Raw genomic sequence first — 25,749 nt, forward strand, 5'->3', positions numbered from 1 at the left:
ATAGCGGTAGGCTCGGTTCTCGTGATTCTCAAGACCGTGAACCAGCGCATTGCCGAGGAACTCGACGTCCGCGAAGGGCAGGTGGCTGCGGCCGTAGACCTGTTGGACGGCGGGGCCACCGTGCCCTTTATCGCCCGGTATCGAAAAGAAGTCACCGGCACCCTCGACGACGCTCAATTGAGACTTCTCGAGGAGCGGCTGCGCTACCTTCGGGAACTCGACGAGCGGCGCGACTCGGTTCTCGTCGAGATCGAATCTCAAGGAAAACTCGACGACGCCTTGCGTGGTCAGATCATGCTTGCCGACACAAAAGCGCGGCTAGAAGACATTTACCTGCCGTTCAAGAAGAAGCGCCGCACCAAGGCGCAGATCGCTCGCGAGGCCGGCCACGAGCCCGTGGCGGATGCGCTCATCGGGGATCCCACCACCGATCCTGCGCAGTATTCGGAGGAACAACTCGACGGTGCGCGATCGATCCTGGTCGAGCGTTTTGCCGAAGACGCGGACCTCGTCGGTGAATTGCGTGAGCTGATGTGGACCCGCGGACAGGTTGTCTCCGCGGTTCGCAAGGGCAAGGAAACCGATGGCTCGAAGTTTGCTGACTACTTCGAGTTCTCCGAACCCTTCGCGAAACTTCCGTCCCACCGAATCCTCGCGGTACTGCGCGGAGAGAAGGAAGAAGTGCTGTCGGTGACGATGGCCCCCGATACTGCGGAACTCGCACCGGGGGAGCGGACGGTATACGAAGGCCGCATCGCCACCCGATTCGACATCGCGGATCGTGGACGCGCGGCAGACGGCTGGCTCCTCGACACCGTTCGATGGGCGTGGCGGACCAAGTTTGCCGTCACCCTCGGCGTCGACGTCCGGATGCGCCTGCGCCAGTCTGCGGAGAAGGATGCCGTCGACGTGTTCGCGACCAACCTCAAAGACCTTCTCCTGGCGGCGCCCGCCGGCGCTCGTCCGACCATGGGTCTCGACCCCGGATTCCGAACGGGCACAAAGGTTGCCGTCGTCGACGGTACGGGCAAGGTGGTTGCGTACGAGACCATCTATCCGCATCAGCCTCACAACAAGCGGGACGCCGCCCTGGCCACACTGGCGAGCTTGGTTGCCAAGCACGGCGTCGAATTGATCGCCATCGGCAACGGCACCGCGTCACGCGAGACCGATACGTTGGCCGCCGATCTGATCACCAAGTCCGGCGCCACCAACCTCACCAAGATCGTTGTCTCCGAAGCCGGTGCGTCCGTGTACTCTGCGTCGGCGTACGCATCTGCGGAACTGCCGGACCTCGACGTGTCCATCCGCGGAGCCGTCTCCATCGCGCGTCGCCTCCAGGATCCCCTCGCCGAACTGGTGAAGATCGACCCGAAGTCCATCGGCGTCGGCCAGTACCAGCACGACATCACAGAATCGCTTCTCTCGCGTTCACTCAACGCCGTGGTCGAGGATGCTGTGAACTCGGTGGGCGTCGACGTGAACACGGCGTCGGTGCCGCTGCTGGCCCGTGTCTCGGGTATCGCCGGGTCACTGGCGGAAAGCATTGTCTCGCATCGAGATCAGAACGGGCCGTTCCGAACGCGCAAGGCACTCAAGGATGTCTCGCGGTTGGGACCCAAGGCGTTCGAGCAGTGTGCGGGCTTCCTCCGCATCGCCGACGGCGACGACCCGCTCGACGCGTCGAGTGTGCACCCCGAGGCGTATCCCGTCGTCCGCAAGATCGTCGCGAGCACCGGTGGTGATGTCAGCAGTGTCATCGGCAACGCGACGGCATTGCGCTCGGTGCGGGCCGCAGATTTCGTCGACGACCGCTTCGGCCTCCCCACCGTCACCGACATCATCACCGAACTCGAGAAGCCGGGCCGTGATCCGCGTCCGGAGTTCAAGACAGCCACCTTTGCCGCCGGCATCGAGAAGGTCGCACACCTCAAGCCCGGAATGGTGCTCGAAGGCGTGGTCACCAACGTCGCGGCTTTCGGCGCCTTTGTCGACGTGGGAGTACACCAGGACGGATTGGTGCACGTCTCCGCGATGTCGCACAGCTTCGTCAAGGACCCGCGGGAAGTGGTGAAGTCGGGTGATGTCGTCAAGGTCAAGGTGCTCGAGGTCGACGAAGCCCGCCAACGCATCGCGCTGACACTGCGACTCGACGACGAAGTGGGTGCGCCGCCGCGAAAGTCCGACGGTCCCCGCGGTGGGCAGAACCCACGTCAGGGTCAAGGCGGGCAGCAGCAGCGCCGGGGCGGAGGCCAGCAGCAGGGCGGTCGGGACAAGCGCCCCGACAACCGTGCACCGGCATCCGGTTCGATGGCCGATGCCTTGCGCAATGCGGGATTCGGCAAATAAGAGGGTTCGAATGATTCACCCCGCCCGGTTTGCCACAATTGAGCAGACCGGGTCGGGGAATTTGTGGAGCGAGGGCAGTAATGGGCGAGTGGCTCGACCGCGAGATAGTCGCCCACGGCCGATTGCCGCTGTTGTTCTTTCTTCTCGGATTTCTCGCTGCGTTCCTGTTCATCCGGATCAGCGTGCGAATGATCCGCGCGCAGGTGAAGTGGTGGCCGGGCAACATCACCCCGGGTGGTCAGCACGTTCACCACGTGGTCTTCGGCGTCGTCGCCATGATCGCGTCGGGTGGCGCACTGATCGCGGTTTACGTGGACGGTTCCCAAACCACGGGAGCGGTCCTCGCTGCAATCTTCGGGATGGGCGCCGCACTGGTGCTCGACGAATTTGCGCTCATCTTCTATTTGAAGGACGTCTACTGGTCGGAGCAGGGCAGGACGTCGGTCGACGCGGTTTTTGTCGCCATCGCGGTGACGGGCCTCGTTCTACTCGGCTTCCGTCCGCTCGAGCTGCTGGACTTGGCCGGCTTCCGCGAAGAGAAAAACCCGTGGATCAGATTGGTTTTCGTGTTCGTCGCGCTGATCAACTTCGGCCTGGCCGCGATAGTGATTCTCAAAGGCAAGATCTGGACGGGCCTCGTCGGGCTGTTCATCCTCCCGCTGCTGATCGTCGGAGCGCTCAGGCTCAGTCGGCCCGGTGCGCCGTGGGCGCGGTGGCGGTACACCCGCAAACCGAAACGAATGAAACGGGCGCTCGAACGTGAACGAAAATGGCGACGACCAGTCATCCGGGCCAAGATCTACGTCCAGGATCTGATCGCCGGGTCGCCGAGCGTCGAACATGCGATGGCCGCGGCGGAGGAGGAACTCGACCACACGATTCAACCGGCTCCGCCACCTCCGGTTTCGCCCTTGCTGTCCGCGTCTGGCACAATGGACGGGTTGCCTGGACCAGGCAGCAGTACTTGATCTGGGCACGAACCAGTCGAGCGTCGTATCGGGCTTACCGAAGCGTCGCCGCTCGGTTCCTCTGCTCCTGCGAAATGCAAGGATGACACATGAACACTTTGGACTTCCTGGATAAGAAGTCGCTGCGCGACGACATTCCTGACTTCCGCCCCGGCGACACGCTCAACGTGAACGTCAAGGTTATCGAAGGCTCGAAGGAGCGCGTGCAGGTCTTCAAGGGCGTCGTTATTCGTCGTCAGGGTGGCGGCGTTCGCGAAACCTTCACCGTCCGCAAGGTTTCCTTCGGCGTCGGTGTCGAGCGTACGTTCCCGGTTCACAGCCCCACGCTGGCCTCCATCGAGATCCTGACCCGCGGTGACGTTCGTCGCGCGAAGCTGTACTACCTGCGCGAGCTGCGCGGCAAGAAGGCAAAGATCAAGGAAAAGCGCTGATCTTTCTTATTGGCCCGGCACCGCGTACGCGCGGTGTCGGGCTAATCTGTTTCTGTGGCAGATTCTTCGAAGGAGCAGGCATTGTCGTCCGGACCCGAGAATCAGGATGGAACAGGTAGTCCCGAGGAACAGAACACTCCTCGACCACAGACATCACACCGCTCACCCAAGAAACAACGATCGTTCTTCCGGGAACTCCCGATACTGATCGGGGTGGCGCTGGTCCTCAGCATCGTTTTACAAGCATTCGTCTTTCGCGTTTTCCTCATTCCGTCCGAGTCGATGGAACCGACCCTGCACGGCTGTGCAGGATGCACCGGTGACCGCATCGTGGTGGAAAAGATCGGATACCGCTTCGGCGATCCGCAGCCCGGCGACGTAGTCGTCTTCAAGGGCCCTGATTCATGGAATACCCACTACACGTCCACTCGGTCCGACAATGTCTTGGTCCGCGGCGTTCAAGAGGTCGGCTCGTGGGTCGGCCTGGTTCCGCCCGACGAGAACGACTTGGTCAAGCGCGTCATCGCCACCGGCGGACAGACCGTCGAGTGCTGCGACGAACAGGGCCGAGTCCTCGTGGACGGCAAACCGCTCGACGAGCCGTACGTCAAGATGGACTACCCGTTCACTCCCGGCGTTCAGGATTGCCAAACCGCTGTTCAATCCGGTAGATGCTTTGCTCCCGTCACCGTTCCCGAGGGACACGTGTGGGTGATGGGCGACAACCGGAGCAATTCCGCCGATTCGCGCGCCCATGTGCAGGACGAGTTGCAGGGGACGATCCCGCTCGACAACATCATCGGGCAGGCACGCTTCATCGTTCTCCCGCCCTCACGGATGGGTAGCATCAGTTCACCTGATCCCCAAAGTAATTGAGCGCAGACGACCGTGAGTAGTTCGAGTACTTGGCCACCCCGAGTGGTCATTCGCAGATCAACAGGTTTGCGAACGATGGAGTCTGCGCTGTATCGAACGGGGATGGGTCCGGTCGCCGGTGTCGATGAAGCCGGACGCGGTGCGTGCGCCGGCCCACTGGTCATCGCGGCGTGTGTTCTGGCGCCGAAACCGCATGTGGCCCTTGCTCGTCTCGACGATTCGAAGAAGCTCACCGAACGTGCCCGCGAAGAACTTTTTCCGGAGATCAAGCGGTTGGCATTGTCCTGGAGTGTCATTTCTGTCGAAGCCGAGGAAATTGATCGGATCGGCATCCATGTCGCCAACATCGAAGGGATGCGACGCGCTGTTGCCGGCCTCGAGACTCCACCCGGATATGTGCTCACCGACGGGTTTCGAGTTCCCGGATTGCCTGCGCCGTCGCTGCCAGTCATCGGTGGTGATGCCGCAGCCGCGTGCATCGCGGCCGCCAGTGTGCTCGCCAAAGTGACACGTGATCACGTGATGGAAGAGATGGACGGCACCCATCCCGGATACGGCTTTGCGATCCACAAGGGATACAGCACACCCGTGCACATGGACGCGCTCGACGAGCTGGGTCCGTGCCCGGAGCACCGGATGACTTACGCCAATGTTGTTGCTGCGGGACTCCGGGTGGAGCAGCGCGCGGGGCATACGGGATGATGAAGGTTCAGACGAACTGGGAGGACTGGCTAAACCGATGAGTGCCGAGGATCTCGAGAAGTACGAAACCGAGATGGAGCTGTCGCTCTACCGCGAATACCGGGACATCGTCGGACAGTTCTCCTACGTCGTGGAGACCGAACGACGTTTTTATCTCGCCAACACGGTCGAGTTGCTTCCCCATAATTCGGATGGCGAGATCTACTTCGAACTGCGGATGTCCGACGCGTGGGTGTGGGATATGTACCGCCCGGCGCGATTCGTGAAATACGTGCGCGTCGTGACGTTCAAGGATGTCAACATCGAAGAGCTGGACAAGCCGGATCTGCGCCTGCCGGACTGACCTTTACAAACAATGACGGCCTCGCCGATTTCGGCGCGGCCGTCATTGTTGTTTATTCGGGTCAGTCGCCCTTCACATTGACGATCTGACGCAGCGTGTGACGGATTTCGACCAAGTCCTTGGCGTCGTCCATCACGACGTCGATGTCTTTGTACGCTCCCGGAATCTCGTCGAGAAACGCCTTCGAACGCTTGTACTCGATGCCGACCATGGCCTTGTCGAGATCGTCGATCGTGAACGTCCGCCTTGCCTTGTTCCTGGCGTAGACACGACCGGCGCCGTGCGGGCTGGACTTGAACGATGGCACATTGCCCTTGCCGACCACGACGTAGCTGGCCGTTCCCATCGACCCGGGGATGAGTCCTGGCACGCCAACGTCGGCCTTGATTGCACCCTTCCTGCTCAACCACACACCGCGACCCATGTGGAATTCCTTCTGGGTGAAGTTGTGGTGACAGTTGATCCTCTCGAGTTCCTCCACGACTGCCGGAACGCCGTCGCCCATGAAGTACGCGAAGTCCTTCACTACCCGATCCATCATCTCCTCCCGGTTCAGCAGAGCAAAATGCTGCGCCCAGTTCAGATCGGTGATGTAGCAGTCGAATTCGGGTGTCTTCTCGACCAGGTAGGCAAGATCCCGGTCGGGGAGGTCGATGTGCCAACGGGCGCACAGTTCTTGCGCGACCTTGATGTGGTGCTGTGCGATCTTGTTGCCGACACCGCGGCTACCCGAGTGCAGGAACAGCCACACGTTGTCATTTTCGTCGAGGGTGACCTCGATGAAGTGATTGCCCGACCCCAGCGTTCCCAGCTGGAAACGCCAGTTGTTCTTGAACTTGTCGTAGAAGGGCAGTCGATCGCCGGCCATCGCCTCGAGCTCTGCGATACGGGTTTGCGCCGTCGCGGTCAGTGACTTGTTGTAGACACCGGCGGACAGGGGGACCGAGCGTTCGATGCTGTGGCGAAGTGCGCTCAGATCGCGACCGGTCAGGTCCTGAGCGTTGTACTGGGTTTTGACTGCGATCATTCCGCAGCCGATATCCACGCCGACGGCGGCAGGCATGATCGCGCCTTCCGTCGGGATGACCGAACCCACCGTCGCACCCGCACCGAGGTGCGCATCAGGCATCAATGCCAGATGTGGACGGACAAAAGGCATCTGGGACGTGCGCAACGCTTGCTCGCGAGTTTTCTCGTCGAGTATCGATGCCCAGTTCCACAGCCTTTCGGTGATCTTCTCCATCAGTTTTCTCCCACATAGTGCACGTCGAGGACCTGCTGGTCCTTGTGGTGTGCGGGATCAACCATGCGCGCCGAGAGGCGGTGTGCGCAACCTATTTTCAGGTCCGAAGGCCGTCGGCAAGTTCGTAGATGCGGCCGACGTACTTCTCCTGGAAGGCTTTTCGGGCCGCTGCAGCCTGATGCTCTGCCCCCGCGTGCGAATAGACGTACTCGAGGTGGACCAAGCTCTCGCCGATGTCGACGCGGCGCTGGTCCAGCACTGTCAACTCCTCGACCAGCCGCGCCAACTCGCAGGTTGCGTCCGTTGTTTCGTCCATGGCGGTCCTCGATGTGCTCGTCGATACGTCCTGGTCTCAGGCTAGCACTCTTCGAACAGATATTCGAAGGTGAGTTTTATCGTCAGCTGCCGGGGATGAAGCCCGGGTATACGAAGTGGCCTGGTCCACCGCCGGGGAGACCGGATCCGGACACGTTGGGCACATTGGCTTGGAGGCGAATCAATTTGTGCGGATTACCGTACTGATCGGCCTGCCAGCATCCGGTCAGAACTCCGTGAAATGCCGTGCACACAATGCGTGTGCTGGTGCCGAACGGCGAGGTGAGCCGGTCTTGATTCACAAACGGATTCCAGTAATTCGGGTTCTCGGGGGTCAGGAAGTTCGAAGCCTCGAACGGTACCGACGGACTCGGGTACGGAGGAATCGGCGGCCACTCGTCCTGGGCCTGCGCGAGCGCGGCGCCGCCGAGGGAAACTCCTGCAACTGAAGCTGCGACGACGGCAGCTTGGGCGAAATGGCGCATTCGCGGTTTTGTCATCTGTCGAGAATAGGGGCGACGCCGCACATGACCGGGCGAATCCAGGCCACAGTTCAATGTCGAAATGGGCAATCAACGTAGAAATGGGCAGAGCTACCAGCATGCGCTGGGCGGCTCTGCCCATTTCCTTCCCCGAACTGAGTTAGCTCAAATTGCCGATCACATTGCCCAGGACTCCGCCGAGGACGTTGGTCATCGATCCCTGCGGATCGGTGAGGGAGCCGAATACCTGGCCCGATCCGGTGTTCACTGAACCGAAGCCCATATCCTCGAGGCTGCCGGCGCCGGCCTCGACAGGATTCGGCTGCCGGATGGTGACGCACACGCCCATCGGGTTGATGTTCCAGTCGCCGGCCGCGAGCACGATGTTGGTGCCGGCGCCGCTGTCGAGCTTGCTGCCGACCGTGGCATTATCGGGAACCTTGTAGGTGGTTTCCAGAGCGATGACGCCGCCGCCGGCCGTCGTCCACCCGCCGCCCTTGGCCACTACGGAAGTACCGTTGACGACGGCCGTGCCTGTGACATCTTCCCACTGTTGGTTTCCGATAAGCCATTTGACGTTAAGGCGAGCCTTGACCAACTGGAATCCTGCCGGGTGGAAATCGCGGATCTCGTTGACGAGTGCTCCCGAGCCGGACACCTTCGTGATGTAGGTGACTGTCTGACCCGGTGCGACGGTGCCGTCGCCGACAACCTCTTTGCTGACGGTGTAGTCCGTCCAGACGGAGCCGGGCCAGTTGTCGGTGACCGACTGGCTGAGCGCGCATGCGGGTGCGGCTTGTGCCACCGATGCTCCGAGTCCGACAGTGACGCCGGCGGCGAGGAGGACGAGAGACGTAGTGGTCGCTACTGCGTGGCGTAGTGAGCGGCGTGACATGTAGAACTCCATTCAGCGGGTTGCAGCGGTCTTATAGGTTCGAGCAAAAACTATAACCAGTTCTACTGGACCGCCGTCCAGTTTTGGTGGGAATCGGAATATTGCCGGTATGCCGCCTGTTCTGCCGAATTCCACAGGTCTCGAGTTATCAACAGGTGGGTTTTCTTTTTGTCGGGGTGTGGTGTGGGTGGGGCACTGTGACGGGTGGGACGCGTTTTGCATGGGCGGGCGCGCGGGACCGGAACGGTGGGGGCTGTGATGGCGGGGAACATGGCATTGGGGGCGCGCGGCGAGGATGTGGCTGCGGAGTTCCTGGTTGGTGCGGGTTTGGAGATTGTCGAACGGAATTGGCGGTGTCGGTACGGCGAGTTGGATGTTATTGCGACGGTTGATGATCGGATTGTTTTTGTCGAGGTGAAGACTCGTAGTGGGGTGGGGTACGGGTCGCCGGCGGAGGCTGTGACGTTTGCGAAGCGGCGCCGGATTCGGGTGTTGGCGTTGCAGTGGCTCGGTGATTCGGGTCGGTCGTGGTCGAAGGTGCGTTTTGATGTGGTGGCGGTGTTGATTCGCCGCGATCAAGATCCGGTGGTCGAGCATTTTGTGGATGCGTTCTGATGGCGTTGGGGCGGGCGCATTCGGTGGCGGTCAGCGGCGTCGACGGTCAGATCGTGGAGATCGAAGCGGATATCGGGCGTGGTTTGCCGGGTGTGCAGTTGGTGGGGTTGCCGGATACGGCGTTGCACGAGTCGCGGGATCGGATTAGGGCGGCAGTGACGAATTCGGGGGAGGAGTGGCCGGACAGCAAGGTGATTTTGGCGTTGTCGCCGGCGACGTTGCCGAAGGTGGGAAGTGTGTACGATCTTGCTCTTTCCTTGGCTGTGTTGGATGCGGCAAAGAAATTGCCGCGCAAGGAGTTACGCGAGACCATCTTCTTGGGTGAGTTGGCGTTGGATGGCCGGTTGCGGTCGGTGCGGGGTGTGTTGCCTGCGGTTCTGGCGGCGAAGCGGGCGGGTTGGGGGACGGTGGTTGTTCCGCGCCAGACAATGGCGGAGGCGGGGTTGGTCAAGGGGATCGAGGTGCTCGGTGCCGCTGATTTGGCGTCGGTGCTTTCGTGGTTGCGGGGTGAGATTTTCCTGCCTGTTCCGGAGCCTTTCGAGCGGGCGGTGGAGGTGGGTGTGCGTGATCTCAGTGAGGTGGTCGGGCAGGCGGATGCGCGCTGGGCTATCGAAGTGGCTGCCGCCGGTGCACATCATTTGATGTTGACGGGCCCGCCGGGAATTGGGAAGACGATGCTGGCTCAGCGACTTCCGGGGATATTGCCACCGCTGACGGAGTCCGAGGCTCTGGAGGTGACGGCGATTCATTCGGTGGCGGGTGTGTTGACGGCGGAGCATCCGTTGATCGACATGCCGCCGTTCATTGCGCCGCATCACAGTTCGTCCGTGAGTGCGTTGGTCGGTGGTGGTAGCGGGATGGCGAGGCCAGGTGCGGTGAGTAGGGCACATCGCGGGGTGCTCTTCCTCGACGAGTGCGCGGAGATCGGCGTCAAAGTGCTCGAAGCCTTGCGAACACCGTTGGAAGACGGCGAAGTTCGGATAGCGCGACGTGACGGAGTCGCTCGGTACCCGGCGCGTTTCCAGTTGATCTTGGCTGCAAACCCGTGCCCGTGCGCACCACCGCGTGACGCAGACTGCGTGTGTGCACCCGCGGCGAGGCGACGGTATCTGGGCAAACTGTCGGGACCACTACTCGATCGAGTCGATATTCGGGTGCGGATGCAGGCTGTCGCAACGGGTGCGTTGATCGACGAAGTGGGCGAGAGCACCGAAAGCGTCCGAACGCGAGTATCCGCGGCGCGTGATGCCGCAGCGGAACGCTGGAGTGACTACGGCTGGCGTACCAATGCCGAAGTTCCCGGCCCGGCGCTGCGACAGAAGTTCCGACTCTCACGCGACGCTCTGGCGCCCGTCGAGCGTGCGCTTCGCAAAGGCGTGATCACCGCGCGAGGCGCTGATCGGGCTTTGAGAGTTGCCTGGACAGTGTCCGATTTGGCAGGTGAATCAATGCCGGGCCCCGATCAGGTTGCAACGGCACTCGATTTCCGAGACAGGGGATTTCAGTGAGCACACATGATCCGCGACAACTCGCCTGGGCGTACCTGTCCGCAGTTGCGCAAGGGCCGAGCGTTCATTTGGCCGCGTTGGTCGAGCACCTCGGCGTCGAGGAGACGGCACGCGCCGTGAAATCCAGGGATCTGCCGCCGTCGTTGGAGGAGAAGACCCGGGCTCGGGCGCATATCGATACGGCGCAACGCGATCTGGACCTGATGGCGGCGATGGGAGGCAGGTTGGTGACGCCGGATTCGCCGGAATGGCCGTCGTGGCGACTACTCCCGTTAGGCGATCTCGACGTAGCAGCAGGTGAAGTCCCACCATTTGTTCTGTGGGTCTTGGGTTCTGGTGATTTGACGGAACTGACGGAGAGATCTGTCGCGATTGTCGGTACGAGAGCGTCGACGGCATACGGTGAACACGTGACCGCTGAGATAGCCGGCGACTTGGCAGTGGACGGGTGGACGGTGACGTCGGGTGCAGCTTTCGGCATCGACGGCGCAGCGCATCGAGCGGCAATGGGCGTAGGCGGCACCACGGTTGCTGTGTTGGCGTGCGGAGTGGACCGCGCCTACCCGTCCGGTCATGCTCGATTGCTGCGTCAGATCGTGAGTTCCGGAGCAGTGGTGAGCGAATACCCGCCGGGGACTACTCCGGCCAAGTTCAGATTTCTTGCCCGGAATCGACTGGTCGCTGCGTTGTCCGACGGGGTGGTCGTGGTTGAAGCGGGATGGCGAAGTGGTGCGAGGAACACCGCTAACTGGGCGCGGAAATTAGGTCGCCCGGTAATGGCGGTGCCAGGACCGGTGACATCATCGTCGTCTGCCGGTTGTCACAGAATGATTCGTGAGGGAGAGGCATATCTTGTTGCGAACGCGGTCGACGTCGTAGAAGTTTCCGGACCGTTCGGTGTTCTGAATTCAGAGCAGGACGCTGCTGCGGTTCGCGACATCGACTCGTTGACCGGTAATTCTCGGCTCGTGTACGAGGCATTACCAGGAAGCGGTTCACGAAGTACAAATGAGTTGTCCGAGGCATCTGGGCTGCTGATTTCCCAGGTTCGTGCAACACTTCCACTGCTCGAGTTGGAGGGTTATATCGACTCTGACGGCAGCGGGTGGTTTCGTACGAAATAGGCGTTGTGCAGTGGGTCTATTTTCGGCGCGATGGTGTGATCGGTCATTTGCCAGATCGTTGGCACAATGTTGTGTAGCGTGTCGGTTGGTTCTTCGAAAGACTGTTTATCGGCACGTCAGAGCGGTGTGGTGGGGCGCTGCACCGAATGAGAGGGTTGCGATGTCGGGCCAGACTGTGCGGTAGGTTACGAATGCCCTCCGCGTGTCTCAGGAATGTCTCAGGTTGATGTGCTGATTTGCCGTTTAGTCAGTATCGTCCAGAAAGACGCGGGTTTCCATGTCGCGCCCGATGGTCGAAATAGATTGCGCGCCAATGCTGTAGCGCTGGATCGAGGTAACTCGGTGTCGCTAACTTATCGTTAATCCAAACCGCTGAGTCTGTTCGGTTTGTTTTTTCGGTTCTGTGGGCATCTTTGTTATTGCTATGAATTTCTGTGTATTGTGAAGCGAAAGCAAATCGATCATTGAAAGAGGAGTGCAATGGCTGAGAAGCTGATTCGGCAACTCATTGACGACCTTGATGGTAAGCCGATCGACGATGGCTTCGGTGATCGAATTGAGTTCTCGTACCAGGGAACCGATTATGTGATCGACCTTCGGGCAACCAATGCGGAGAAGTTCGACGCAGCAGTCAAGCCGTTCGTTGATGCTGCGGCAAAGGTATCCGCACGTCGCGGCAAGAAGGCGCAGCTCCCATCTACGCAGGCTACGTCGGGTTCTGGGCGTTCCAAGGAGACCCTGCAGGCTATTCGTGACTGGGCAGCAAAGAACGGTTACGAGGTCGCACCGCGCGGTCGTATCAAGGCAGAGATTATCGACGCATTTGATGCTGCTCACTAGAGCACATTGACCTTCGCTGGCACTCCACGGAATCTGTGGAGTGCCAGAGTTGTTTTTACTCTTTCTTTGCTGGCAGTGCCTTCCGAATGTGCGCATGATCGCTGAATGTGAGGAATTGTCCTTTCTTTGGCAATGATTCTTCATTCGGGTTGGTCGGTTTCCAGCCGATTAATAAGGTCATCGGAATGGGTATGTATCACTGAGCGACGCTCGCTGAGAGGGGCTGTCTGGGAATCGACTCTCGGCGCCACGCTCGCCGTCCTGTACTCTAGTTAGGTAACACTAACTTTGGAAGGATGTGGCTGTGGCCAAGCCGACGACAACCCTGACAGTTTTGCGAACTCAAAAACTGACCCCACACATGGTCCGCGTGTTCCTGGGAGGTCCGGGATTCGACAACTTCACACCTAGTGAGTTCAGTGATTCGTATGTGAAAATCGAATTCGAGACCCCGGAAGGTCAGGCTCTTCGGACCTATACCATCCGAAGTTACGACAGTAGTACTCGCGAGATCGCGATTGATTTTGTGGTTCACGGTGACATCGGGATCGCCGGACCGTGGGCCGCGTCGGTGGAAGTGGGCGCCAAGATAACAATCCGTGGGCCCGGCGGCGCCTTTGCGCCGGCAGAATCAGCTGATTGGCACCTCTATGCAGGTGATGAAACTGCCATTCCAGCGATATCAGCGTCTGTCGAGAGACTTTCAGGCGACGCAATCGGGTATGTGGTCCTCGAAGTTGGAAGTGCCGACGACGAGATTGCTATCAATGCACCGAATGGCGTTTCTGTGAAGTGGGTCCATCGAGGTGCGTCCTCGGACGCAGTTCCCGATGAATCCGCAGGCGACAATTCGCCGATTGTCAGCGCAGTGAGAAATCTCGAATGGTTGCCGGGAAATCCGCAGGTGTTCATTCACGGCGAAGCGCAGGCTGTGATGCATAATCTGCGCGCATACGTCCGGAAGGAACGTGGAGTGCCAGCAGGTTCCGCGTCGATCTCGGGCTACTGGCGGCGTGGGCGCACGGAAGAGGGATTCCGGGTGTGGAAGTCGGAACTGGCAGCGGCCGAACGTTAGTTCGCGGCATCGGCCTTGCGAGCGAACAGCGCCAACGCAAGGGCCGCGAGTAACCCGAATGTCGGTATTGCGATTGCCATCGGTACGGCGGTATCCGGGCCCGCAATACCGACTAGCGGTGACACGGCTGCCGCCAATCCGAACTGACCCGCGCCCATCAATGCGGAGCCGGTACCGGCGGCAGCGGTGACCTCGCCTTGTGCGAGTGCTGTTGCGTTGCCCATGATAAATCCGATGCTGGATACCGAAACGAACAGCGGAATGAGTAACGCGGCCGGACTGGTTGAGTCGAAAAGGGCTGCAGTACAAAATAATACAGCTCCAGAGGTTGTCAGTAGAGCAACTCCGAAGATCAAGAGTGTGCGTGCGTTCAGGCGACCGAGCAACCGCGCTGTGATTGTCGCCGCCACAACCATTCCCACTGCGTTGACCGCAAAGACCATAGAAAACTGTGACGGGGTCAATCCCAGGACGTTCTGCACGACAAACGGTGAAGCGGCGATGTAGGAGAACAGGGCGCCGAACCCGAATATGAAGGCCAGCGCGTAGCCGAGATAACGACGGTTTCCGGTGACATAGCCTAGGTTGGCGACGAGCGCTTTCAATCCGCCGCCGTGTCGACGCTCGGGCGGCAATGTTTCCGGAACGAGGGTGAACACGCCGGCAACCATGACTGCGCCTGCAGCTGTCAGCACCCAGAAGATGCCTCGCCAACCAACCGGACCGAGCAGTACTCCACCGAGCAGTGGGGCAATGACTGGAGCGACGCCGCCGATGATCATCATGATGCTGAACAGTTTTGCCGCTCCATTGCCACGGGCGCGATCGGCGATGCACGCGCGTGCGAGCACGATGGCAGCTCCGCCGCTGAGGCCCTGGACCAGGCGTGCGCCGATCAGGAATTCGATGTTGGGTGCAAGAGCGCAGGCAGCGCTTGCCAGCGTGGTGATCGCCGCGGCGCCGAGCAGAAGGCGTCGCCGCCCAATTCCGTCGGAGATCGGTCCGATAATCAGCTGGCCGATTCCCAGTCCTGCCATGAATGTTGTCAGCGTCAATTGGACACTGGCGGCAGATGTATCGAGTGACTCGGCCATGATGGGAAGTCCTGGCAGATACATGTCGGTCGACAGTGGCGCGATTGCTGAAATCAGGGCAAGAATGCATAGCATTTTCAAGGGAATTGCTCGGTTCACCGGCCCACCCTATCGGCGAGGGCGCTTGAAGTTTCACGCGAGGCAGGCAACGTTATTAAGATGAGTGACGAATTACCGCGAGCGTTGTCGATCCACCTCGACGCGTATGCGGAGCACCTGCGGCTGGGGCGTGGACGGTCGGAGCACACGATCCGCGCGTACGTCGGCGATGCCCGCTCGCTGTTGGAACACCTTGCTGCGCAGTCGACTGGAACCGATCTGGACGCTCTGGACCTTCGGGTGCTTCGGTCCTGGTTGGCGCAGCAGTCCGCTGCCGGGACTGCGCGGACAACGGTGGCCCGCCGCGCGTCTTCGGCGCGCGGATTCACTGCGTGGCTTGCGCGGACGGCGCGCATCGAGGTTGATCCCGGGGTGCGACTAGCTGCGCCGCCGGCCAGGCGAACGTTGCCAGTCGTCTTACGTCAGAATCAGGCGATCGAGGCAATGGAAGCGGCGGAAAGTGGCGCGCAACAACATGATCCGATAGCTCTGCGTGATCGGCTCATCGTTGAGTTGTTGTACTCCACCGGAATTCGAGTCGGAGAACTGTGCGGCCTCGACATCGAATCGGTAGATGCGAACCGTCGATTGTTGCGAGTGCTCGGCAAGGGAAACAAAGAGCGTTCGGTGCCCTACGGTGTGCCGGCCGAATCGGCCATCGAACAATGGATCAGGGTTGGCAGGCCACTGTTGGCATCGGAAAAATCGGGTAGTGCGCTGCTGCTGGGAAAGCGCGGCGGGCGACTCGATCAACGTCAGGCGCGGTCGGTCGTGCACGAAACCGTTTCAGCCGTACCCGGAGCGCCTGATCTGTCGCCGCACGGTTTGCGGCATTCGGCAGCGACACATTTGCTGGAAGGTGGAGCGGACCTACGCGTTGTGCAGGAGTTGCTAGGACACGCGAGCCTGGCGACTACTCAGTTGTACACCCACGTCTCGGTCGAGCGTCTCCGTGCAGTCCACGATCAGGCGCATCCGCGAGCCTGAAAAGCTCGTCGAACGAGAGTTCCTCCGAGCCATTTGGTAGCGTCGAGACCCGGAAGGGTGGACCAACGGCGCGGTTGGCACAATCGCACTGTACCGCTCGTTGCTACGCAATATCCGGGGGAATTGTGAATCGCACTGATGTCGAACACCTGCCACAGACCGGGGAACCGGCGTGGGTTGCCGAAGTCGCTCCGGTTGTAGCCGCGCCCGTCGCGCCGCCGGAACCGCGAGTGTGGCCGCAGGATTCCTGGTCGGCTCCGCCCCCGGTTTCGAATCAGATGAGCCAACAGCAAGTTACCAATCAAGATTTGGTAGCTGAAGCATTACTGAAGCGGCCCCGGCGAACGCCTCGCGGCGGGTGGCGACGTGGTGTTCATCGCGCGACCGGTGGATACGTAAACCTGGGGGAGTCCACCTCGGACCAGCGTCAACGAGCGTTGGTCGAGCGAATTGAACAACCGATACGGAACGACTACCGCATTGCACTCCTTTCTCTCAAGGGTGGCGTCGGAAAGACGACAGTAACGGTGGGTCTTGGATCGACGTTTGCGTCTCTGCGCGGAGATTGTGTTGTTGCCGTCGACGCCAATCCGGATTTCGGAACGTTGGGACAGCGCGTTCCGCTCCAAACCCGTTCGACGGTGCGCGATCTGATTGCATCGAGGCCGGATATCAAGAGCTACTCGGACGTGCGCGCCCACACGTCCCAAGCGCCCAGTCGGCTCGAAGTTCTCGCGAGTGAACAGGATCCGGCGATCTCCGAGGCGTTCAGTGAGGACGACTATCGCCAGGTCATTGACATCCTGCAGGTGTACTACAACATCATCCTCACCGATTGCGGCACCGGCATCATGCATTCGGCCATGTCCGGCGTACTCGATCTGGCCAACTCGCTGGTACTGGTCAGCTCGCCCGCAGTTGACGGTGCACGCAGTGCTGCCGCCACTCTGGACTGGCTGCAACTACACGGATACGGGCATTTGGTCGAACGAACCGTAGTTGTCATCAGTGCCGCGCGGCCGGGTTCGAGCGTCATCGACATGGACGCGCTCACCGACTACTTCATGCGACGGTGCCGAGCCGTGAAAGTGGTGCCCTTCGACGAGCACCTCGCCGAGGGGTCGGTCATGGACCTGGAACTGCTCCGTCCGGCAACCAAGCGGGCCTTCATGGAACTGGCCGCGATGGTGGCGGATGATTTTGTCGATGCGGCGGGCCGCCACGCTGTGGCCGAGTGGCGCTGAGCGTTCCTCAGCGTCCCAGCGGTTTGAGTCGCAGCGGCTGGTCATGGATAAGGCCAAGCGGATCCAGGTAGGTGCGATCGCGTCGTAGCCCCCAGTGGAGGCAGGCGGCAAGAGTGCAGCCTTCGTGTCCGGGCTCGAGGGTGCCGATCACTGTCCCGAGGCCCACGCGGTCGCCCGCCGATACCACTGCGGTGACGGGTTCGTATGTGGTGCGCAATCCGCCGATGTGGTCGATGGACACCACTGGTTTGCCGGCGACGTGTCCGGCGAACACCACAACTCCGGGTCCGGCGGCAACCACGGCCTGTCCGGTCGAACTGGCCAGATCGACCCCGCGATGGCCGGGCAACCAGTTCTTTTCGGGATTGTCGAAGGCCCGTTCGACTCTCGGCCTGGGCATGAGTGGCCAATCGAATCGGTCTGCGGCGTCGGCGAGAGCCGGCGTGGCTCCGATCGTCACGGCAGTAACTCCGCCCAGCACCATGATTGTCCGACGGATGGATTTCAGTAGGGGCATCACTTCAGCCTGCACTGCGCGTCCGGCGTGAAGGTGCAGATCAGGGCAGTTTTCCACAGGTTCGGATTCCGTCCACAGGTTTGTTTCGGCACTGGCGTTGTAGTGCTGGTTATGGCATTGCGAGGCAAGGACGTACACTTGTCGAGCGGTCTGTGTTCGCACAGTCCGACTTCGCGCGCCCGCGCACGTTTTTTCGGCCTTCGGCTGGTCCTGTATTTCCGGATACGGGTCCGACGGCCGTGTGGGCGCCAGGGCGCAGTGCCACCGGCACCGCGCAGCAACCGAATGTGAAAGAGAGAACAACAATGCCTGTTGTAACTATGCGACAGATGCTTGACAGCGGCACCCACTTCGGGCACCAGACCCGTCGTTGGAACCCGAAGATGAAGCGTTTCATCTTGACCGACCGCAACGGCATCTACATCATCGACCTCCAGCAGACGCTGACGTACATCGACAAGGCGTACGAGTTCGTCAAGGAGACCGTTGCCCACGGCGGCACCGTCCTCTTCGTCGGCACCAAGAAGCAGGCGCAGGAATCCATCGCTTCTGAGGCAACCCGCGTCGGGATGCCTTACGTCAACCAGCGCTGGCTCGGCGGCATGCTCACCAACTTCACCACCGTCCACAAGCGTCTCATCCGCCTCAAGGAGCTCGAGGCAATGGAGCAGACCGGTGGATTCGAAGGTCGCACCAAGAAGGAAATCCTCATGCTCACGCGTGAGATGACCAAGCTGGATCGCACCCTCGGTGGTATCCGCGACATGGCCAAGGTTCCTTCCGCTGTGTGGGTTGTCGACACCAACAAGGAGCACCTGGCAGTTGCCGAGGCTCGCAAGCTGAACATCCCGGTCATCGCGATCCTGGACACCAACTGCGATCCTGACCTCGTCGACTACCCGATCCCGGGCAACGACGACGCGATCCGCTCCGCAGCGCTGCTCACCAAGGTTGTCGCTTCCGCTGTGGCCGAAGGCCTGCAGGCGCGTGCCGGACTGAGCGCCGACAAGGACGCGAAGCCCGAGACCGGCGCTGGCGAGCCCCTCGCCGAGTGGGAGCAGGAACTGCTTTCACAGGCAGCTCCGGCCGCAGAAGCAGCTCCGGCCGCAGAAGCAGCTCCGGCTGCTGAAGCCCCCGCTGCAGAGGCTGAAGCCCCCGCCGCAGAGGCACCGGCCACCGAGGCCTGATTCGTCGAAACCGGCCCTGACCAGAGTTCCTGTGGTCAGGGCCGTTTCACCGTTAGGCCCGTGCTTCATATTTAGTCCCTGGTCCGAAACAGACATATGAGGAGGCTCGCTAACCATGGCGAACTACACCGCCGCTGACGTCAAGCGGCTCCGTGAGCTCACCGGCTCCGGAATGATGGCGTGCAAGAACGCACTCGTAGAATCCGATGGCGATTTCGACAAGGCTGTCGAGCAGTTGCGCATCAAGGGTGCAAAGGATGTCGGAAAGCGCGCAGAGCGCACCACGGCTGAGGGTCTCGTTGTCGCCAAGGACGGCGTCATGATCGAGATCAACTGCGAGACCGACTTCGTTGCCAAGAACGAAGAGTTCATCAAGCTGGCCGACGAGATCGTGACCGTCGCCGCTGCAGGTAAGCCTGCTGACCTCGCTGCTCTCAAGGCACTCGAGCTCGACGGCAAGACCATCGAGACCGTCATCGCCGAGCAGTCCGCGAAGATCGGCGAGAAGCTCGAACTGAGCCGCGTCGCAACATTCGACGGCCCCGTTGCCGTGTACCTGCACAAGCGCAGCTCCGACTTGCCGCCCGCTGTCGGCGTTCTCGTCGAGTACACCGGTGAAGGCGACGCTGCTGCTGAGGCCGCTCGCGGCGCTGCAATGCAGGTCGCAGCACTCAAGGCCAAGTACGTCACGCGTGACGAGGTTCCCGAGGAGATCGTCGCTTCCGAGCGCCACATCGCCGAAGAGACCGCCCGCGCAGAAGGCAAGCCCGAGCAGGCTCTGCCGAAGATCATCGAAGGCCGCGTCAACGGTTTCTTCAAGGACGTCGTACTGACCGAGCAGTCTTCGGTTACGGATTCCAAGAAGACCGTCAAGGCGATCCTCGACGAGAACGGCGTGACCATCAAGCGCTTCGTGCGTTTCGAGGTCGGCGCCTCCGCTTAATCCGGAGCCCGTGCACTTGGACCCCGCCAGAAGAGCAATGCTCATCCGGCGGGGTCTACGTGTACCTATGGCCTCCGATGAGGCAGGATAAGAGTGCCTTCGGGAGCAGTCCCGGAAGATTGTTGTGTCGCCGGATCAGGTCGGCGATCGAATAAGGACTTATGGCCTACGGGTCTTGTATCGAACTGAGGAGAACAATGTCCGAACCAGCCAACGAACGTCCAGGATTCAAGAGGGTCCTGCTCAAACTCGGCGGCGAAATGTTCGGAGGCGGCAAGGTCGGACTCGACCCCGATGTGGTCACGAAGGTGGCTGAACAAATCGCGGAGGTCGTCCGATCGGGCGTGCAGGTAGCTGTGGTTATCGGCGGCGGAAACTTTTTCCGCGGCGCCGAACTGCAGCAGCGCGGTCTCGACCGCGCGCGTTCCGATTACATGGGCATGCTCGGCACCGTCATGAACTCGCTGGCGTTGCAGGACTTTCTCGAGAAGGCCGGAGTAGATACTCGCGTGCAGACCGCCATCACGATGGGTCAGGTTGCCGAGCCGTACCTTCCCCTGCGTGCACGTCGGCACCTCGAGAAGGGCCGCGTTGTCATCTTCGGTGCAGGCATGGGAATGCCGTATTTCTCCACCGACACCACGGCAGCGCAGCGTGCTCTGGAAATCGGCGCCGAGGTAGTTCTGATGGCAAAGGGCGTCGACGGCGTATTCACCGCAGACCCGCGTCTCGATCCGACGGCAACGATGTACGACCAGATCACACACCGCGAGGTTATCGAGCGGGAACTGAAGGTTGCCGACGCGACCGCATTCAGCCTGTGCATGGACAACTCGATGCCCATGATGGTCTTCAACTTGCTTGTCGAGGGAAACATCGCCCGCGCTGTGTCCGGTGAGAAGATCGGAACACTGGTGAAGTCGTGAGCAATACCCGCGACCCGCTCGAAAATTCGACAGTGAACGACATGAATCAGAACGACATGGAGGAACAGCCGTGATTGATGAAGCGCTCTTCGAAGCCGAAGAAAAGATGGAAAAGGCTGTCGCGGTAGCCAAGGACGATCTCGGTTCGGTACGCACCGGCCGCGCGAACCCGGGCATGTTCTCTCGTATCGTGATCGACTACTACGGTTCGATCACCCCGATCACGCAGCTCGCGAGCATCAACGTTCCCGAGGCGCGCATGGTGATCGTGAAGCCGTACGAGTCTTCACAGCTGAACGCCATCGAGACGGCCATCCGCAACTCGGACCTCGGCGTCAACCCTTCCAACGACGGCAGCATCATTCGCATTTCGGTTCCGCAGCTCACGGAAGAGCGTCGTCGCGAGCTCGTGAAGCAGGCCAAGTCGAAGGGCGAGGATTCCAAGGTCACGCTCCGCAACATTCGTCGCAAGGCGATGGACGAGCTCAGCCGGATCCAGAAGGACGGCGACGCCGGCGAGGACGAGGTCGGCCGCGCAGAGAAGGAACTCGACAAGACCACGGCCAAGTACGTGCACACTGTCGAGGAACTGGTCAAGCACAAGGAATCGGAGTTGATGGAGGTCTAGACCTCCTCGCTTTCGTGTTTGTCAGTCGGTAGCAGATCAGGGAGTTTGGGTGCACGCACAAGAGGGAACCGCCGGCGGTCCCGTCACGGACGGGCCGACGGGGGGCGCTGTTGGCGCGCAGCCGCCGAAGTCGAAGGCAGGCAGGAATCTTCCTGCCGCCATCGGCGTCGGAGTTGGTCTCGGCGCATTGGTCATCGGGACCCTGATCTTCCTGCCGCCAGGCTGGATTGCCGTCGTGGCGATTGCGATGTTCATCGCGACGTGGGAAGTAGCGACTCGGCTTCGCGAAGCGGACATCGAAGTTCCGCGGATCCCGTTGCTTGTCGGCGGTCAGGCAACGATCTGGCTCGGCTGGCCATGGGGCCCGGTTGGCGTAATCAGCGCCTTCACCGCCACGGTTCTGGTGTGCATGGTGTGGCGCCTTTTCGATCACGGACTCAAAGCCACTCCGAAGAATTTCCTGCGGGACACGTCGATCACGGTGTTCGTGTTGGCGTGGATCCCGCTCTTGGCGTCGTTCGGCGCTCTGATGGTGCTCGAAGACGACGGACCCGGTCGCGTGTTCGTCCTCATGATCGGCGTCGTGTGTTCCGACGTCGGTGGTTACGCCGCAGGCGTCCTGTTCGGGAAGCACCCCATGGTCCCGGCGGTCAGCCCGAAGAAATCCTGGGAGGGTTTCGCGGGGTCGATGATTTTCTGCGTAATCGGCAGCTTGCTGTCGGTGACGCTGATTCTCGACGCCAATTCGATGATCGGTGTCCTGCTCGGCGTTGTTCTTGTCATCGTCGCCACGGTCGGTGACCTCATCGAGTCGCAGGTCAAACGCGAACTCGGAATCAAGGACATGGGCACGCTCCTGCCCGGTCACGGCGGCATCATGGACCGTCTGGACTCGCTGTTGCCGTCCGCATTTGTCACCTGGTTGATCCTGTACGCACTCGTGTGATCGAACACGGCGTGACTCCGATTCCCAGTCCGAACATCTGGCATTGGCCGGACGTGTACGAGGTGGAGAATCGCGCGCAGGACGTCGACGGCGCAATCTGGACGGCGATGCGTGCTGCGGTGGACTGGACGGATCGTGACGTGGTCGACGTCGGCTGTGGCGCCGGTTTTCATCTGCCCGAGTTCGCGCTTACCGCTCGCCGGGTGGTCGGGGTTGAGCCGCACGCACCCTTGGTGCGATTGGCCCAAGCTCGGACCCACGACGACGCGAAGATAAACGTAATCGTGGGCTCTGCCGAGTCGACTGGGTTGGCGGATTCGTCCGTCGATGTGGTTCATGCGCGCACGGCGTACTTCTTCGGGAAGGGCTGTGGCCGGGGCATCGCCGAGGCGATGCGCATTCTCAGGCCTGGTGGCGCATTGGTGATTGTCGATCTCGATGTCAGTGCGTCGCCGTACGGGGACTGGATGCGGGCCGATCTGCCCAAGTACGACGCGGCCGCAGTAGAAGCGTTCTTCGAGGCTCAGGGATTTTCACTGAGCCGGGTCGACACCCGATGGGAATTTCGGAATCGGGACGATATGCGCAAGGTTCTCGGGATCGAATTCACTGAGAAAACTGCCTCGCGCGCGTTCTCGACGGTGTCGGGTTTGTCGTTCCCGGTTCGCTATCGCGTGCACGTCCGATTCAAGCCGCGGTCGTTGGAATTGCTGTGAATCTCTTCAGAAAGTCGCACGTCAGGCGCTCTTCGTGAGCATGAGCGCCTGACGCATTCTGTACCGATTCAGAACTAGGCGGAATTAGTTGTGAGTCGGGATGTGGAAGAGGGTTGCAAGGGCGTGAATCTTCTTTGCCTTTGCCAGTCTCGGCAGGTCGCTGCCGTCGCGTACGCGTGAGCCGTCTTCGCCGAGATCGTCTATGACGTCCTGGGCCCAGGCGGCGTCGGCAACGGAGGGGCTCAAACCGGTGTTGACGGGTTCTGTCTGGGCCGGCGTCATGCAGAGCTTGCCTGCCATTCCGAGTGACAGTGTGATGGCACAATCGCGCGACAGCAGATCAAGATCGGTACCCAGCGTCGGGCCGTCGATGGGAGCTGCGATCCGGGCGGCGCGGCTGGCGATGGTGAGCCGTGAGCGCGGATAGGACATGGATGTGGGGGAGTCGTCCATCCCTGTGTCGCGGCGGAAGTCGCCACTACCGAATGCCAGCCGGAACGTGCCCTCGGTCCGGGCGATTTCCGGGGCTGCCTCCAGGCCGACTGCCGATTCGACGAGAGCAAGGATTTTTGTGCCCTCTGGGAGGCGTTCGGCGGTGGCGTCTACCTGCTGACCGCTTTCGGTCTTCGCGAGCATGACGCCTTCGAGCCCGGGGAGGCCGGACAGTGCGGCGAGGTCTTGTTCCCAAAAAGGTGTGGTGGCGTCGTTGATACGTACCCAGGCACGGGCATGCCCGCTCAGGAACGCGACGACGTCTTCTCGGGCCTTCGGCTTGTGTGCCGGGGCGACCGCGTCCTCGACGTCGAGAATCACGGCATCAGCAGCGCTGTTCAGCGCGGCGGTGAAGGTGTCCGGTTTGGACGCGGGGACGAGTAGCCAGGATCGCGCTTGTTCAGGTGCGATCCGCATGGTTACAGGTCTCTCCATGTGAGTGGTCACAGCAGGTCCTTTCCGGTGATTTGTACGACATCAATGATGCCTGGCAGACCACCGATCGACCCAATTGCGTAACTAGATTTCAGTCACAGCTGACGTTTGGCCGCGCGGCGAATCTGAACAATCCGGACACCGCCGGCGAGGGCCATGATGAGGGCGCCGGCAATCGCCGCCAGCAGGATGGTGATCCCGAGTGGGAAATCCAGTTGCCACGCCAGGATTTCGACCGACACGTTCTCGAGATTCTGCAGGATGAAGACAAGTAGCAGGATCAGCACAATTGCACCGATGACCAGGCCAACCCACGTTGTTGCCGCGCGAGTTCGGTCGGTGACGGCAGTTCCGGTGGTACTCGGGGTGGGTTCTACTGCCGGCGCCGGTTCGTGTTTCTCCACCGCCGCCGCGTCATCTGCGGCGGGGAGTGGCGGGTCGGATCCGAACCCGTCGGCGGGGCCGTACACGGGTGCGTTGGAGGGATCCTCTGGTGTGCTCGACATGAGTCGATCATCACGCAAGAAGCACGAACATGCACGTGTTCTCGCCGCTCAATCGGGCCGAAGTAGGGGTGAACGCCAAATCAATGGGAGAATGGTGTAACTATGGCTGCCTCTCTTCCCCTCGTTTTCAATGCACCCAAGCGCGGAATGCCTCCTCGGCACCTCGCTGACCTCGACTCCGACGAGCGCAAAGAGGCGGTCAAGGAGCTCGGGTTACCGGCTTTCCGGGCCGATCAGATCGCCCGCCAGTACTACGCCCGCCTCGAAGCTGATCCCGAGAAGATGACGGATCTGCCGGCGGCGGTACGCGAGAAGGTGGGGGAATCGCTCTTCCCGAGGTTGCTGACACCGGTCAAGCACCTCGCCTGCGATGCCGGTGATACCCGCAAAACGCTGTGGAAGGCGCACGACGGCACGCTTCTCGAGAGCGTTCTCATGCGGTACCCGGACCGCGCGACGCTGTGCATCTCCAGCCAAGCCGGCTGCGGAATGGCCTGCCCGTTCTGCGCGACCGGGCAGGGCGGACTCGATCGCAATCTGTCGACGGCGGAAATCGTCGACCAGGTTCGCGACGCCGCTGCTGCCATGCGCGACGGTGAAATTGCGGGTGGACCCGGCCGTCTCTCCAATGTCGTCTTCATGGGCATGGGTGAACCGCTGGCCAACTACAAGCGCGTCGTCGCGGCCGTGCGTCGCATCACGTCACCGGCACCGGACGGTCTGGGGCTGTCTCAGCGATCCGTCACCGTCTCGACGGTCGGCTTGGCTCCAGCGATCCGCAAGCTGGCCGACGAAGGCCTGAGCGTGACGCTGGCGGTGTCCTTGCACACTCCTGACGACGAACTCCGCGACACTTTGGTACCGGTCAACAATCGGTGGTCGGTGGCCGAGGTTCTGCAGGCAGCGCGGTACTACGCAGATCAGACCGGTCGCCGTGTGTCGATCGAATACGCGATGATCAAGAACGTCAACGATCAGCCGTGGCGCGCGGACATGCTCGGCAAGAAACTCAAGAAGGCCCTCGGCGGACTGGTTCACGTCAACCTGATTCCGCTGAACCCGACTCCGGGAAGCGAATGGGACGCGAGCCCGAAGGACGTCGAGCGGGAGTTTGTTCGCCGCGTCATCGCGCAGGGTGTGTCGTGCACGGTCCGCGATACGCGTGGCCAGGAAATCGCTGCTGCCTGTGGTCAGTTGGCTGCCGAAAACTGAAGTACCGCAACAAAAAACCTCCACGAACTCGAAGTTCGTGGAGGTTTTTTG

General features: G+C 61.2%; 28 protein-coding genes. 20 read left to right on the forward strand and 8 right to left on the reverse strand.

From position 1 onward, the window contains the following. The first annotated feature begins 21 nt into the window (after positions 1–21). The 6 genes from V2B23_RS23950 to V2B23_RS23975 all read left to right on the forward strand — a co-directional run bounded on the left by V2B23_RS23950 (position 22) and on the right by V2B23_RS23975 (position 5,669). On the forward strand, positions 22–2,349 hold the full coding sequence (locus tag V2B23_RS23950; RefSeq protein ID WP_430952572.1) for a Tex family protein: 2,328 nt from the start codon (positions 22–24) through the stop codon (positions 2,347–2,349). An 80-nt stretch (positions 2,350–2,429) separates the two neighbouring features. After that, positions 2,430–3,317: a hypothetical protein gene (locus V2B23_RS23955; RefSeq protein WP_430952573.1), complete on the forward strand. Its 888-nt coding sequence runs from the start codon at positions 2,430–2,432 to the stop codon at positions 3,315–3,317. A gap of 89 nt (positions 3,318–3,406) precedes the next feature. Then, positions 3,407–3,748, forward strand: coding sequence for a 50S ribosomal protein L19 (gene rplS / locus V2B23_RS23960; RefSeq protein WP_092808524.1), 342 nt, complete (start codon positions 3,407–3,409; stop codon positions 3,746–3,748). Positions 3,749–3,802: 54 nt separating this feature from the next. Beyond that, positions 3,803–4,624, forward strand: coding sequence for a signal peptidase I (gene lepB, locus V2B23_RS23965; RefSeq protein WP_430952574.1), 822 nt, complete (start codon positions 3,803–3,805; stop codon positions 4,622–4,624). Positions 4,625–4,636: 12 nt separating this feature from the next. Continuing rightward, positions 4,637–5,326 carry a ribonuclease HII gene (locus V2B23_RS23970; RefSeq protein WP_072782561.1) on the forward strand — a complete coding sequence of 230 codons (690 nt, stop codon included), beginning with the start codon at positions 4,637–4,639 and terminating at the stop codon, positions 5,324–5,326. A 37-nt stretch (positions 5,327–5,363) separates the two neighbouring features. Continuing rightward, on the forward strand, positions 5,364–5,669 hold the full coding sequence (locus tag V2B23_RS23975; protein WP_003942715.1) for a DUF2469 domain-containing protein: 306 nt from the start codon (positions 5,364–5,366) through the stop codon (positions 5,667–5,669). Between the two features lie 61 nt (positions 5,670–5,730). Here V2B23_RS23975 and V2B23_RS23980 read toward each other — a convergent pair whose 3' ends face one another. The 4 genes from V2B23_RS23980 to V2B23_RS23995 form a co-directional block, all read right to left on the reverse strand. Continuing rightward, complete coding sequence (locus tag V2B23_RS23980) at positions 5,731–6,912, reverse strand: RtcB family protein (protein ID WP_287163118.1); 1,182 nt, start codon at positions 6,910–6,912, stop codon at positions 5,731–5,733. Between the two features lie 97 nt (positions 6,913–7,009). Beyond that, positions 7,010–7,228, reverse strand: a complete 219-nt coding sequence (locus tag V2B23_RS23985; RefSeq protein WP_095885971.1) for a hypothetical protein — start codon at positions 7,226–7,228, stop codon at positions 7,010–7,012. Positions 7,229–7,310: 82 nt separating this feature from the next. Continuing rightward, on the reverse strand, positions 7,311–7,727 hold the full coding sequence (locus V2B23_RS23990; protein ID WP_430952575.1) for a hypothetical protein: 417 nt from the start codon (positions 7,725–7,727) through the stop codon (positions 7,311–7,313). A gap of 142 nt (positions 7,728–7,869) precedes the next feature. Further along, complete coding sequence (locus tag V2B23_RS23995) at positions 7,870–8,604, reverse strand: hypothetical protein (RefSeq protein ID WP_430952576.1); 735 nt, start codon at positions 8,602–8,604, stop codon at positions 7,870–7,872. A 258-nt stretch (positions 8,605–8,862) separates the two neighbouring features. Between V2B23_RS23995 and V2B23_RS24000 the strand changes: the two genes are divergently transcribed. The 5 genes from V2B23_RS24000 (at position 8,863) to V2B23_RS24020 (ending at position 13,766) form a co-directional block, all read left to right on the forward strand. After that, on the forward strand, positions 8,863–9,219 hold the full coding sequence (locus V2B23_RS24000) for a YraN family protein (RefSeq protein ID WP_033236531.1): 357 nt from the start codon (positions 8,863–8,865) through the stop codon (positions 9,217–9,219). Further along, complete coding sequence (locus V2B23_RS24005) at positions 9,219–10,727, forward strand: YifB family Mg chelatase-like AAA ATPase (protein ID WP_430952577.1); 1,509 nt, start codon at positions 9,219–9,221, stop codon at positions 10,725–10,727. The genes V2B23_RS24000 and V2B23_RS24005 overlap by 1 nt, the downstream gene beginning before the upstream one ends. Continuing rightward, on the forward strand, positions 10,724–11,851 hold the full coding sequence (dprA, locus tag V2B23_RS24010) for a DNA-processing protein DprA (RefSeq protein ID WP_430952578.1): 1,128 nt from the start codon (positions 10,724–10,726) through the stop codon (positions 11,849–11,851). The genes V2B23_RS24005 and dprA overlap by 4 nt, the downstream gene beginning before the upstream one ends. Positions 11,852–12,331: 480 nt before the next feature. After that, on the forward strand, positions 12,332–12,691 hold the full coding sequence (locus V2B23_RS24015) for a histone-like nucleoid-structuring protein Lsr2 (protein ID WP_033236528.1): 360 nt from the start codon (positions 12,332–12,334) through the stop codon (positions 12,689–12,691). A gap of 304 nt (positions 12,692–12,995) precedes the next feature. Beyond that, complete coding sequence (locus V2B23_RS24020) at positions 12,996–13,766, forward strand: siderophore-interacting protein (RefSeq protein ID WP_430952579.1); 771 nt, start codon at positions 12,996–12,998, stop codon at positions 13,764–13,766. Here the strand turns inward: V2B23_RS24020 and V2B23_RS24025 are convergent. Beyond that, a complete protein-coding gene (locus V2B23_RS24025; RefSeq protein WP_430952617.1) occupies positions 13,763–14,935 on the reverse strand; it encodes a multidrug effflux MFS transporter in 1,173 nt (390 codons plus the stop codon). The two genes, V2B23_RS24020 and V2B23_RS24025, sit on opposite strands and share 4 nt — an antisense overlap. Before the next feature lie 84 nt (positions 14,936–15,019). On the opposite strand from V2B23_RS24025, the gene V2B23_RS24030 reads away from it, so the two are divergent. Together V2B23_RS24030 and V2B23_RS24035 are read left to right on the forward strand one after the other, a co-directional pair. Continuing rightward, positions 15,020–15,946, forward strand: a complete 927-nt coding sequence (locus V2B23_RS24030; protein WP_430952580.1) for a tyrosine recombinase XerC — start codon at positions 15,020–15,022, stop codon at positions 15,944–15,946. Positions 15,947–16,071: 125 nt separating this feature from the next. Then, positions 16,072–17,190, forward strand: a complete 1,119-nt coding sequence (locus V2B23_RS24035) for an AAA family ATPase (RefSeq protein WP_430952581.1) — start codon at positions 16,072–16,074, stop codon at positions 17,188–17,190. 7 nt (positions 17,191–17,197) lie between these two features. Here the strand turns inward: V2B23_RS24035 and V2B23_RS24040 are convergent, their stop codons facing one another. Beyond that, complete coding sequence (locus V2B23_RS24040; protein ID WP_430952618.1) at positions 17,198–17,674, reverse strand: M23 family metallopeptidase; 477 nt, start codon at positions 17,672–17,674, stop codon at positions 17,198–17,200. A 338-nt stretch (positions 17,675–18,012) separates the two neighbouring features. Here V2B23_RS24040 and rpsB point away from each other — a divergent pair, with 338 nt between their 5' ends. From rpsB to V2B23_RS24070, 6 genes are all read left to right on the forward strand, one after another. Next, complete coding sequence (gene rpsB / locus V2B23_RS24045; protein ID WP_430952582.1) at positions 18,013–18,894, forward strand: 30S ribosomal protein S2; 882 nt, start codon at positions 18,013–18,015, stop codon at positions 18,892–18,894. Between the two features lie 115 nt (positions 18,895–19,009). Next, positions 19,010–19,837: a translation elongation factor Ts gene (tsf, locus tag V2B23_RS24050; protein WP_033236522.1), complete on the forward strand. Its 828-nt coding sequence runs from the start codon at positions 19,010–19,012 to the stop codon at positions 19,835–19,837. 197 nt (positions 19,838–20,034) lie between these two features. After that, positions 20,035–20,763, forward strand: coding sequence for a UMP kinase (gene pyrH / locus V2B23_RS24055; protein ID WP_430952583.1), 729 nt, complete (start codon positions 20,035–20,037; stop codon positions 20,761–20,763). Between the two features lie 70 nt (positions 20,764–20,833). After that, positions 20,834–21,391 carry a ribosome recycling factor gene (frr, locus tag V2B23_RS24060; RefSeq protein WP_033236520.1) on the forward strand — a complete coding sequence of 186 codons (558 nt, stop codon included), beginning with the start codon at positions 20,834–20,836 and terminating at the stop codon, positions 21,389–21,391. Positions 21,392–21,440: 49 nt separating this feature from the next. Beyond that, positions 21,441–22,337 carry a phosphatidate cytidylyltransferase gene (locus V2B23_RS24065; RefSeq protein ID WP_092808511.1) on the forward strand — a complete coding sequence of 299 codons (897 nt, stop codon included), beginning with the start codon at positions 21,441–21,443 and terminating at the stop codon, positions 22,335–22,337. An 11-nt stretch (positions 22,338–22,348) separates the two neighbouring features. Then, the gene (locus tag V2B23_RS24070) at positions 22,349–23,053 is read left to right on the forward strand and encodes a class I SAM-dependent methyltransferase (protein WP_430952584.1); all 705 of its coding nucleotides are present in this window, start codon (positions 22,349–22,351) and stop codon (positions 23,051–23,053) included. 84 nt (positions 23,054–23,137) lie between these two features. Here the strand turns inward: V2B23_RS24070 and V2B23_RS24075 are convergent, their stop codons facing one another. Beyond that, on the reverse strand, positions 23,138–23,980 hold the full coding sequence (locus tag V2B23_RS24075; RefSeq protein ID WP_430952619.1) for an HpcH/HpaI aldolase/citrate lyase family protein: 843 nt from the start codon (positions 23,978–23,980) through the stop codon (positions 23,138–23,140). A 95-nt stretch (positions 23,981–24,075) separates the two neighbouring features. Beyond that, the gene (locus tag V2B23_RS24080) at positions 24,076–24,486 is read right to left on the reverse strand and encodes a LapA family protein (RefSeq protein WP_430952585.1); all 411 of its coding nucleotides are present in this window, start codon (positions 24,484–24,486) and stop codon (positions 24,076–24,078) included. A 102-nt stretch (positions 24,487–24,588) separates the two neighbouring features. Here V2B23_RS24080 and rlmN point away from each other — a divergent pair, with 102 nt between their 5' ends. Next, complete coding sequence (gene rlmN / locus V2B23_RS24085) at positions 24,589–25,698, forward strand: 23S rRNA (adenine(2503)-C(2))-methyltransferase RlmN (protein WP_138873047.1); 1,110 nt, start codon at positions 24,589–24,591, stop codon at positions 25,696–25,698. Positions 25,699–25,749: the final 51 nt, after the last annotated feature.

This window comes from Rhodococcus sp. 24CO (genome assembly GCF_050586165.1).
Lineage (GTDB): Bacteria > Actinomycetota > Actinomycetes > Mycobacteriales > Mycobacteriaceae > Rhodococcus_F.

What these genes read in the sequence shown, in the direction of transcription:
- V2B23_RS23975 (WP_003942715.1), top strand. Translation starts at nt 5,364, where the DNA reads ATGAGTGCCGAGGATCTCGAGAAGTACGAAACCGAGATGGAGCTGTCG.
- pyrH (WP_430952583.1), top strand. Translation starts at nt 20,035, where the DNA reads ATGTCCGAACCAGCCAACGAACGTCCAGGATTCAAGAGGGTCCTGCTC.
- V2B23_RS23980 (WP_287163118.1), bottom strand. Translation starts at nt 6,912, where the DNA reads ATGGAGAAGATCACCGAAAGGCTGTGGAACTGGGCATCGATACTCGAC.
- rpsB (WP_430952582.1), top strand. Translation starts at nt 18,013, where the DNA reads ATGCCTGTTGTAACTATGCGACAGATGCTTGACAGCGGCACCCACTTC.
- rlmN (WP_138873047.1), top strand. Translation starts at nt 24,589, where the DNA reads ATGGCTGCCTCTCTTCCCCTCGTTTTCAATGCACCCAAGCGCGGAATG.
- V2B23_RS24000 (WP_033236531.1), top strand. Translation starts at nt 8,863, where the DNA reads ATGGCGGGGAACATGGCATTGGGGGCGCGCGGCGAGGATGTGGCTGCG.
- V2B23_RS24015 (WP_033236528.1), top strand. Translation starts at nt 12,332, where the DNA reads ATGGCTGAGAAGCTGATTCGGCAACTCATTGACGACCTTGATGGTAAG.
- V2B23_RS23995 (WP_430952576.1), bottom strand. Translation starts at nt 8,604, where the DNA reads ATGTCACGCCGCTCACTACGCCACGCAGTAGCGACCACTACGTCTCTC.
- V2B23_RS24075 (WP_430952619.1), bottom strand. Translation starts at nt 23,980, where the DNA reads ATGGAGAGACCTGTAACCATGCGGATCGCACCTGAACAAGCGCGATCC.
- V2B23_RS23990 (WP_430952575.1), bottom strand. Translation starts at nt 7,727, where the DNA reads ATGACAAAACCGCGAATGCGCCATTTCGCCCAAGCTGCCGTCGTCGCA.
- V2B23_RS24025 (WP_430952617.1), bottom strand. Translation starts at nt 14,935, where the DNA reads ATGCTATGCATTCTTGCCCTGATTTCAGCAATCGCGCCACTGTCGACC.
- V2B23_RS23985 (WP_095885971.1), bottom strand. Translation starts at nt 7,228, where the DNA reads ATGGACGAAACAACGGACGCAACCTGCGAGTTGGCGCGGCTGGTCGAG.
- V2B23_RS24080 (WP_430952585.1), bottom strand. Translation starts at nt 24,486, where the DNA reads ATGTCGAGCACACCAGAGGATCCCTCCAACGCACCCGTGTACGGCCCC.
- V2B23_RS24040 (WP_430952618.1), bottom strand. Translation starts at nt 17,674, where the DNA reads ATGGTGCTGGGCGGAGTTACTGCCGTGACGATCGGAGCCACGCCGGCT.
- rplS (WP_092808524.1), top strand. Translation starts at nt 3,407, where the DNA reads ATGAACACTTTGGACTTCCTGGATAAGAAGTCGCTGCGCGACGACATT.
- V2B23_RS23955 (WP_430952573.1), top strand. Translation starts at nt 2,430, where the DNA reads ATGGGCGAGTGGCTCGACCGCGAGATAGTCGCCCACGGCCGATTGCCG.
- tsf (WP_033236522.1), top strand. Translation starts at nt 19,010, where the DNA reads ATGGCGAACTACACCGCCGCTGACGTCAAGCGGCTCCGTGAGCTCACC.
- V2B23_RS24005 (WP_430952577.1), top strand. Translation starts at nt 9,219, where the DNA reads ATGGCGTTGGGGCGGGCGCATTCGGTGGCGGTCAGCGGCGTCGACGGT.
- V2B23_RS24030 (WP_430952580.1), top strand. Translation starts at nt 15,020, where the DNA reads ATGAGTGACGAATTACCGCGAGCGTTGTCGATCCACCTCGACGCGTAT.